Below are 9,778 nucleotides of genomic sequence, written 5' to 3' on the forward strand. Positions count from 1 at the left end.
AGCACAGGGTTTGCGATGGCTTGCGACCACCGCAGGGCAAATGTGGGAGGGGATTTGCTCTCTGTAGGAGCGAGCTTGCTCGCGAAAAACTCACAGACGCCGCGTTTATTCAGGAAGCGCGGTTTATCGTTGAGGTTTTTCGCGAGCGAGCTCGCTCCTACATTTCCTTTACACCGTGATGCCGGTTGGATCAGGTGATATCAGCCTGCACCGGTGCATCCAGACCCATGGCATGCAGGCGGGCGTAGTAACCGTTCTGCGCCAACAACTCGCCATGGGTACCACGCTCGACAATCCGCCCGTCGTCCATCACCAGGATCAGGTCAGCCTTCTCGATGGTGGACAAACGGTGCGCGATCACCAGGGTCGTGCGGCCTTGCATGACCTTATCGAGTGCCGCCTGGATATGCCGCTCGGACTCGGTATCGAGGGCCGAGGTGGCCTCGTCGAGGATCAGCAACGGCGCGTTCTTGAGCAATGCACGGGCAATCGCCAAGCGCTGGCGCTGGCCGCCGGACAACAGCACACCGTTCTCACCCACCTGGGTATCGAAGCCCTTGGGCAACTGATCGATGAAGTCCTTCGCATTGGCATCCGCTGCCGCCGCTTCCACATCGGCACGAGGTGCACCGGCCAGGTCGCCGTAGGCGATGTTGTTGGTCACAGTGTCGCTGAACAGGGTCACATGCTGGGTGACCTGGGCAATGTGTTTGCGCAGGTTGAGCAACTTGTAGTCTTCAATCTCGATGCCATCGAGCAGGATTTCACCGCTTTCATGATGGTAAAAGCGCGGGATCAGGCTGGCCAGGGTCGACTTGCCACTGCCCGAGCGCCCCACCAGCGCAATCATCTGCCCAGGCTCGGCGGTGAAGCTGATGTCCTTGAGCACATGGCGATCGGTGCCAGGGTAGGTGAAGTTCAGGTGACGAACTTCCAGGCGACCGCTGACCTTGTCGCGTTCGAGAGTGCCGTGGTCGACCTCCACGTCTTCGTCCAGCTGTTCGAAGATACTTTCGGCGCCCGCCACACCTTTCTGAATAGTCGAGCTGACCTCCGAGAGCTGGCGGATCGGCTTGGGCAACAAGCCCGCCAGAGTGATGTAGGCCACCATGTCACCCGCCGAGGCGTCGCCACGCAGGTACAGCACCAGGAACATCAGCACGGCCATGGCGGAGTAGATCACCAATTGCAGCGCCGGGGTGTAGATCGCCCCGGTGCGGGTCATGCGCAGTTGCTTGTTGGTGTTGCTCTGGCTGGCCTTGAAAAAGCGCTTCTGTTCGTAGATTTCACCGCCGAAGCTGCGCACCACGCGGTAGCCCTGGATGGTCTCCGAGGCCACATGGGTCACGTCGCCCATGGCCACCTGGATCTTCTTGCTCTGCTTACGGAATTTCTTGCTGGCGGTACTGACCATCACGGCAATCAACGGCAGGATCGCGATCATTACCAACGTGAGGCGCCAGTTCATGTACAGCAAGGAGGCGAACAGGAAGATCACCGTCATGCCTTCGCGGATCACCACCTTGATAGCATCGGTCGCGGCCCCCGTGACCATGGTCACGTTGAAGGTGATGCGGGAAATCAGATGCCCGGAGTTGTGATTATCGAAGTAGCGGTTGGGCAGCGTCAGCAGGTTGTTGAACAGTTGCACCCGCAAGTCGTGGACCAGACCCAGGGAGACCTTGGCCAACAGGTAGTTGCCCAGGAACGAGCCAAGGCCCTGCCAGGCCGCGATCAGGATGATCAGCAGCGGCACTGCCTGCAGCAATTGCAGGTCGCGCAAAAAGGGCACGGTCGGGAATAGCACAGCTTCCGGATTGGAGAGACCGTCGACAAAGTACTTGAGGATGTAACCCAGCATCGGTTGGGTCGACGCGAAAATCAGAAATCCAAGGATACTCAACGCGAACAAGCCCATATAGGGCTTAACGTAACTGAGCAGGCGGAAGTATATTTTCAAGCTCGAAGGGCTTGCGCTCGGACTGGAGTCGGTCATATCACGCGGCGTTTTGAAAAAGGAGGCTGACTTTAGCACAGCTTCTCTGTTGTACTTGCACCCGGCGTAAGCCGCGGCCCGGTTGGATCCTACCGGCGACATTACTTAGCCACTAGCTTAAGATGGTCGGCTTTCTATTTCTGGAATGGCTTTACTGTATGCACTCCAAGCGCCTTACCTATGGCTCAAATCGCGTTTTCGACTTCCTGGTCCTATGGATTTTGCCTGTTGGCTTGCTGCTGCTCCTGAGTGCACTGTTCTTTGTCGGCAATCGCAATGTACTGCACCGCATTGTCTACATCCTGTTCAGCGTACCGACCTTGTTTCTGTTGTGCATGCGCCCTCGGGAATTCAAGGACCTGCTGCGCGAGCCCCTGGCAATCGCGTTCCTGGCGTTCTCCGCCTGGGCGTTGACCAGTCTGCTCTGGAGCCCGGCGCCCAGTTCCGATACTGACCTGTTCAAGCGACCATTGAATACCTTCATGCTGTTTGGCGGCTGCGGTCTGCTGCTGCATTACCGCAACGAATTGTTCAAGCCGATCTTCTTCAGCGCTGCGGTGATTGCGCTGGTGGTCAGCCTGGGTAACCTGGTGGCGTTCGCCAAGGGTTATTCGCCCGGCATGCGCATGATCGGCGGCCTGGGCGCCCTGGACAACCCACTGCTCAGCTCGCATCTGTTTGGCTTTTTCACGGTGTACTGGCTGTATGTCTGCATGACTACCCAGCGTCTCAAGGTGCTGTGGTTCAGCGTTCCGGCCCTGGCGGTCATGACCGCCGCGGTTTTGGCAACCGGTTCACGTACTGCATTAGTAGCGTTGACGCTGGCCATCCTATGGTTGAGCTTTGTCAGCCGTAACCGCCGCGCAGCGATGCTTTTCGCCGGTATGGTGCTGGGTGCAGCCGGGCTCTTGTTGTTTTTCCCCGAAATGATCACTGGACGCGGCAGCTCGTTCCGACTCGAACTGTGGACCATGACATTACAGCTCATCGCCGAACACCCCTGGATTGGGCATAGCTACGATTCCGAGCTATACCTGACCGTATCCGATGGCTACCAACTGCGCGAACCCCACAGCTTCGCCCTCGGGGTGCTTTATTACGTCGGCATCATCGGCTTTATCCCCTGGGCCTTCATGCTCGGTTGGGCTCTATACAAAAGTCTGCAGCAACGCGCCCAGCCGCTGTTCATCCTGGCTTCGTCACTGCTGGCCTACGGCATCGGTGCGGGCCTGACCGAAGGCGGCGGCATTCTGTCGCGCCCTAAGGAGCACTGGTTCCTGCTGTGGATTCCGTTGGCAATTATCACCGGCCTGAGCATCGCCCAGCGCCATCGCAGCCTGCTGCGCATGCCGGTGCAGAACCTCAAGCCCGCAGCGTTTGAACAACTTTGCAGCAACGCCCATGTGATTGAGGCCGATGGCCTGGGTCCCAAAGTCCTGCGCCTGGAGGACGGCAGTTTCCTCAAGCTGTTCCGCCCACGCCGCTGGTACACCTCCGGCAGCTTCAACCCGTACTCCGAGCGCTTTGCCAGCAACAGCGAGCAACTGCGCACCCTGGGCATTCCTACGCCGCACATCCTCGGGCTCTACCGCCTGAGCGACGCCAGCAGCGCGGTGCGCTACACGCCGTTGCCCGGCCTGACGTTGCGCCAAGCGCTGCAAAGCCTGGACAGCAGCCTGCGTGAATCACTGGTTGAGCGCTTTGGACGGTTCATGGCGCAACTGCACGAGCGCGGCGTGTACTTCCGTTCGCTGCACTTGGGTAACGTGTTGTTGATGGACGACGGTGAGTTCGCCCTGATCGACGTGGCTGACCTGCGCATCTACCCGTCTTCACTGCGTTACGCCTTGCGCCAACGTAACCTGCGCCACATGCAACGTTATCCTCAGGATCGCAACTGGCTGTTCGAAACGCACTTCGAACAATTGGTCAAAGGTTACGCCTTGGAGGCGAGCCCAGCGGCCACTGCGAAAATCCGCGAGCAGGTCCAGAGCCTTTAAACACCTGTAGGAGCGAGCTTGCTCGCGAAAAACTCACCGGCGCCGCGTTTATTCAGGAAGTACGCGTTATCGTTGACGTTTTTCGCGAGCAAGCTCGCTCCTACAGGGGGCGGCGTCGGTTCAGTTCTTGAGCGGCGCCAGATACAACCGCACCAGCCCGCGCAAGGTCTTGCGCCCCCAGAACTTCAAAGGGATCTGCTTGAGCACCTCCCGCGCCAACGGGCGGTCGCGGTCGGCGGTCTTGAGAAACATCGAGTTCAGGAAGTTGTAGCGAACCGCGTCATAGGCCGGGTGCTCGCTGAACTTGGCGTAGGTCTTGAGGATGTTCTGGATCATGTAGCGGTGGTTCTTGTACGTGTTGCTGGCGTGCTGGCGATACTTGGCCATCACCACGTCAAGGGCGTCGATGGTGTAGCCCGCCGCCGTGATCTTCAGTTGGATCAGCAAGTCTTCCAGGGGAATCTGCGGGTCGAAACCACCGACCTCCTCCAGCACTTCGCGACGAATCAGCATGGTCGGCGCCGGTGGAAACGGCTTGCGGTCCAGGAACAGGTCATCGAAGTCCAGACGGCGAAACGGCACGTCGCGACGCTGTTTCTTCTCCGGGTGCAGGTTGCCATCCCCGTCGATCAGCTCGATATTGCCAGCACACATGCCCACTTTCGGCTTGCCGTCCATATACGCCACCTGGATGGCAATACGGTCCGGCAACATGATGTCATCCGAGCCGAACGGTGCGATCAGGCTACCCTTGGCGCGAGCGATCGCACCGTTCAAGGTCGCGCTGAGCCCTTGGTTCTGCTGCACCTGGAAATCAAAGCCGTGCTCGGCCTGCAAGCGCTGGATGCGTTCGACGCTGTCATCCTTGGAGCCGTCGTCGACTACCAACAGCTCGATATTGGGGTAGGTCTGCCCCAGCACGCTAAGAATGCTTTGCTCGATGTACTGGCCATGGTTGTAGGAAGCGATGATCACCGAGACCAGGGGTTGTTGCTGATTCATGCTCTACCTACTTCACGCAAACCGGTTTCAATCAGGGTCAGGTACTTGTGCTTGAACTCGTCGAGGGTGTGGTTGGCCTCCAGATAGCGGAACACCTCCTCCCCCTTGGCGCGCAATTGTTCATCGTTCAAGGCCAGGTAAGTGTCCAGGGCCGCAGCCAATTGTTCGACGTTGCCCGGATCATGGGACAAGCCGCCCGCACCCTGCACCAGTGGCAGCATCGCCGGGCCGTTGGAGGCGATCACCGGAAGGTGGCCGCTCATGCCTTCCAGCAAGGCCAGGCCCAGGCCTTCGAACAGCGACGGCATGGTCCAGATATCGAAGCCGCGCACGTACTTCATGCCGTCTTCGCGAAAGCCCAGCAAGTGCGCACGGCCGGTCAGGCCGAGGCGCTCGATGTCGGCACGCAGGTCGGCTTCGGCACGGCCAGAACCAATAATCCCCACCTGCGCCTCAGGGTATTTGTCCTTGAGCGTGGCGAAGGCCTGCAGCAGATGGGTATGCCCTTTGATCGGCACGAGGCGGCCCAGGGCGCCGATCATCCGTGCATCCATCGGCAGGCCCAGGGCCTTGCGTGCGTCTTCACGGGACAGCTGCAAAGCCTCTGCCTGGGGAATGTCGATCGCGTTGGTGACGTAGGTGGTGTTCTCAGGGGTGAACCCGCAATTGAGGTCTACCAGGTAGTCCTTGACCGCTTCGGACACCCCGACAAAACGCCACGCCGGGCTGACCCAGCGCTGGGTCTGACGCCGACGGTAACCACGGGCGTACTCGCCAAAGCCGTGGGAGATGCCGATGCACAGCGGGATCTTCAACCAGCGGTTGAGCGACAGCATCATGTTCACCGACTTGAAGCGGTTACAGATGACCACGTCGAACTTCTGCTCGCGGCAGTACTTGTAAATCTGCCACATGGCGCCAAAGCGAATGCCCTTGAGGGACTTTTCCGGCAGCTCGAAATAATGGGAGTGCTCGGCCACGCTCAGGGGCTGGCCGGGCAGCGGGCGCCCACTGAGAAATCCGGAGGTCACCTCGAAGCGCTCGGCCGGCAGGGATTTGACGATTTGCTCACCCAAGTCCGCGAAGTCATGGGTCTTGACGTTGTAGTCCGGCTGTAACTGCAAAACCTTGAAACGAGGCTTCATAACTCTCCATGCAGCGATCTGGCTACGGGCATGCAGCCCGGTAAAAAGGGCGACAGGCGCATAACGGCCTGCCTTCAATCGGCTCTCAGTCCTGCTTCAGGACCCACAACAGCTCGTGACGGCGCACGGCCTTGCGGAAGAATTCGTTCTCGCCATAGGGCGATGGACTACGGCCCGCCAGCAGTTGCTGCAACCACCTACGCACTCGACGCTTGAACGGCGCTGGCGGCTGCAGGTCGTGCATCATGCCCAGGGCCATGGCCTTGTCCTGCTGCTGGCTCAAGGCGAGAGCGAAACTGCACGGCACCAGTTCCACAGCACCATCGAAACGTGGCGGCAGCGCCACGCCAGCGCCGGAATCGCCCATTGGCCAGCGGTCGTTATCATGCAGGTGATTGGCGTAGCCGAGCAATGTGTCGGGCTGCCACTCCAGGCCCTGCAAGGCTTCCAGCACTGCCGCGTGGGCGCAGATATGGTCGGCGTGAGGGTCAAGCAACGGCGTGGGCAAGACGATGACCTGGGGCCGCGCCTTGAGCAGCAGCGCCCGCAGGTCGGCGATCAGGTTATGCCAGGTCGGTGCACCATCAGCATCGCCAGGCAGAGCAAAACCATTGAACTGGCGGAACAGCCGCGTATCGGCCAAACCGGCTTCGCGGGAGGCTTGAGGCTGATCTGGCGCGGCCTGCATGGCTTGCAATTGCATGCAGAAGTACCCCAACTGCACGCACTGCGCCTCGGGCACGCCCGCCCAGCGGGGCACGGCGACGCTGTCCCAGGCCCGCAAACGGCCCTTGAGGCGCGCAGCTTCAACCTTGGGCAGGCCCATGTGCTGATAATGCTCAGCTTCGATTTCACCGGCCGTCAGCGTGACGATCCAGCTTTCAGTCGCCTGGCTGTAAAGGCTGAACGCAGCCAGCTCGGCATCGTCGGCATGGGGCGCGATCACCATCACACGTTGCTGGCGATAGTCCGGCTGGCGAAAGCGCCACAGCGTCGGCTGCCCCTTTATCCGGCAAAAACGCCCGCGCAATTCGAGCTTGCCCGCGGCCAAGGCTTCGGCGGCGCCGGCCAGGTTCAGATAACGCCGCCCAGCGACGCCGCGCTCGAAGGCTTGCCGGTCCGGGCTTTGCAGGCCCAACAGGTCCACCGCAGGGTCGAAGAAACGCCCCAGCCAGGTACTTTTCAACTCAATGCCGACGATCAGGGTTTCATCCGCCGCCAACGGCGCATCCAGCAACAGCCGGCCCGCCTCCAGGCGCAAGCCGGGCTGTTCGCTGCCGGCCGGGAACGCGTACTCATAGCTGTCTTTGGGCGAGTAAAACAGGTGATCGGCAAACCAGGCTTCATGGGCGGCCCACAGCAGCACCGCAAGGATCAGCGGCAACCACCAGGCGACCAGTACGCCGGTGGCGACCAACACCAGCACGCCGATCAATAGCGCAATACGCTTGTTACGCCGATGGCGCTTGAGCAGTTGCTGTTTACGGCTCATACACTGAACACCGGCACCGGGTTGCACCAGCGCTCCTTGTATTCACGGTCGGAACGCCCGAAGGAGAAGCGCAGCGACTTGTTCGCCGCCCGCGCCTGCTCCCAGGCACCTTGGGTATTGAGAAAACTCAGCACGCTGCCGGGGCTGAATGCACGGGTTTCAGGGTCGACGCCGCCATTGACATACTCGGCACTGAACCACTCGTTGGACTGCACCTGATACACCAATTGCACTGCAATCGGCGCGTCGTTCAGAAACAGCACCGAGCCGAACAGGAATTCCTTGAGCAACTCCAGCACCTCGGCCAGACGCGCCGCGCCCGCCGCCGGGAAGCCCCAACGACGCTGGAACAGGTCGCAATAAATCGCCGCCAGTTCTACGCTGGAAAACTCACTGACCGCCCTTACCACGCCGCCCGCCTCTTCCAACAGGCGCAGTTCACGCCGCTGGTTATAGCGAAACTTCTTCGACAGGTCTTCGGGCGTGCGCGCCATGGCCAATTGCTCGGCCTGAGGCTTGAGGGTGCTCACGCGCCCCTCGTTCAACGCCGAGAGGTAGCGCGCACGGTGCCGTAACGGTGCCTGCGCATCGGCGGCAATCGGCAGGATGATCTCGGCGTTGCCCAGGTCAAACAGGCCTTTCTTGCCGCTGCGCTTGAGCACGTCCTTGGACAGCGCCAGGTCGCGCCCCCAGGTGGCGATCGCCCCCTTGAGCTCACCACCTTGCTCCCAGCCCAGGTAGCGCACGGGTATCTGCGCCAGGCCGGCCAGCCGCTCGATCACCTGGGGATGGGTCGCCACGCTGCCGCCGTAACGCTGCCAGGCCTGGGCGTAAACCTCGGCCTCGACAGGCGCCCAGCCACGTTCCCGCCAGCCCTGGAAGCGGTTCAGCATTTAAACCACGGCGTCATAAGGGTCCACGCCGTCCTTGACCACCAGAATGTCTTCCATGATCAGGTACTGCAGGTCCGAGCCGAAGAACATGTTCAGCGCGTCGGTCGGCGAGCAGATCATCGCTTCGCCACGGCGGTTGAGCGAGGTGTTCAGGGACACGCCGTTACCGGTCAGCACTTCCAGCTCTTTCATCATGTCGTAGTAGCGCGGGTTGTATTCGCGCTTGAGCACCTGGGCGCGGGAAGTACCGTCTTCGTGCACCACTTCCGGTACACGGGTCTTCCACTCTTCGGCCACTTCAAAGGTGAAGGTCATGAACGGCGCCGGGTGATCGACCTTGATCATCTGTGGGGCCACGGTGTCGAGCATCGACGGGCAGAAAGGCCTCCAACGCTCGCGGAACTTGATCTGGTGGTTGATGCGATCCGCCACGCCGGTCGCACTCGGGCAACCGATGATCGAACGACCGCCCAAGGCACGCGGGCCAAACTCCATGCGGCCCTGGAACCAGGCGACCGGATTGCCGTCGACCATGATCTTGGCAATGCGCTTAGACATGTTCTCGATCTTGCGCCAGTTCGGCTTGCTCTCGTGCTTGGCGCACGCGGCGATCACGTCTTCGTTGCTGTAGGACGGGCCGAGGTAGACGTGTTCCATCTTCTCGACCGGTACGCCACGAGCATGGGACACGTAGGCCGCCGCACCGACGGCGGTGCCGGCATCGCCGGAAGCCGGCTGTACGAACAGCTCTTTGACGTCGTCACGGGCAATGATTTTCTGGTTCAGCTTGACGTTCAGCGCACAGCCGCCGGCGAAGGCCAGCTTGCCGGTGTCCTTGAGGATGTCGCCCAGGTAGTGGTCGATCATCTGCAAGGCCAGTTTTTCGAACAGCGCCTGCATGCTGGCTGCATAGTGGATGTACGGTTCGTCGGCGATGTCGCCTTCGCGTTTCGGCCCCAGCCACTCGATCAGTTTTGGCGAGAAGTAGAAACCCTTGCCCTTCTCTTTGTAGCGGCGCAGGCCGATGACGTTGGCGTAGTCGGTGTTGATCACCAGTTCGCCGTTTTCAAAGGAGGCCAGGCGCGAGAAGTCGTATTTGCTGGCATCGCCGTACGGCGCCATGCCCATGACCTTGAACTCACCGTCGAGCATTTCGAAACCGAGGAACTCGGTGATTGCGCCGTACAGGCCGCCGAGGGAGTCCGGATCGTAGAATTCCTTGATCTTGTGGATCTTGCCGTTTTCGCCGT

Annotated in this window: 7 protein-coding genes; 1 reads left to right on the forward strand and 6 read right to left on the reverse strand. The window is 60.6% G+C overall.

Annotated features, from left to right (window positions below):
• Positions 1–190: 190 nt before the first annotated feature.
• Positions 191–1,996 (reverse strand): lipid A export permease/ATP-binding protein MsbA, encoded by a 1,806-nt coding sequence (gene msbA, locus APH41_RS10820; protein ID WP_054918872.1) that lies wholly within the window; start codon positions 1,994–1,996, stop codon positions 191–193.
• Positions 1,997–2,154: 158 nt separating this feature from the next.
• Between msbA and APH41_RS10825 the strand changes: the two genes are divergently transcribed.
• Positions 2,155–3,996 carry an O-antigen ligase family protein gene (locus tag APH41_RS10825; RefSeq protein ID WP_054918873.1) on the forward strand — a complete coding sequence of 614 codons (1,842 nt, stop codon included), beginning with the start codon at positions 2,155–2,157 and terminating at the stop codon, positions 3,994–3,996.
• Positions 3,997–4,116: 120 nt separating this feature from the next.
• On the opposite strand, the gene APH41_RS10830 is transcribed toward APH41_RS10825, so the two are convergent.
• The 5 genes from APH41_RS10830 to APH41_RS10850 form a co-directional block, all read right to left on the reverse strand.
• Positions 4,117–4,998, reverse strand: coding sequence for a glycosyltransferase (locus tag APH41_RS10830; RefSeq protein WP_054918875.1), 882 nt, complete (start codon positions 4,996–4,998; stop codon positions 4,117–4,119).
• Positions 4,995–6,143 (reverse strand): glycosyltransferase family 4 protein, encoded by a 1,149-nt coding sequence (locus APH41_RS10835; protein ID WP_054918876.1) that lies wholly within the window; start codon positions 6,141–6,143, stop codon positions 4,995–4,997. Before APH41_RS10835 ends, APH41_RS10830 begins: the two co-directional genes overlap by 4 nt.
• Positions 6,144–6,228: 85 nt before the next feature.
• A complete protein-coding gene (locus APH41_RS10840; RefSeq protein WP_054918877.1) occupies positions 6,229–7,635 on the reverse strand; it encodes a PIG-L deacetylase family protein in 1,407 nt (468 codons plus the stop codon).
• Complete coding sequence (locus APH41_RS10845) at positions 7,632–8,528, reverse strand: GNAT family N-acetyltransferase (protein WP_054918879.1); 897 nt, start codon at positions 8,526–8,528, stop codon at positions 7,632–7,634. Before APH41_RS10845 ends, APH41_RS10840 begins: the two co-directional genes overlap by 4 nt.
• On the reverse strand, positions 8,529–9,778 hold a 1,250-nt coding region (locus APH41_RS10850; protein WP_054918880.1), incomplete at its 5' end, for a carbamoyltransferase C-terminal domain-containing protein.

Source organism: Pseudomonas sp. NBRC 111138, from assembly GCF_001320835.1.
Lineage (GTDB): Bacteria > Pseudomonadota > Gammaproteobacteria > Pseudomonadales > Pseudomonadaceae > Aquipseudomonas > Aquipseudomonas paracarnis.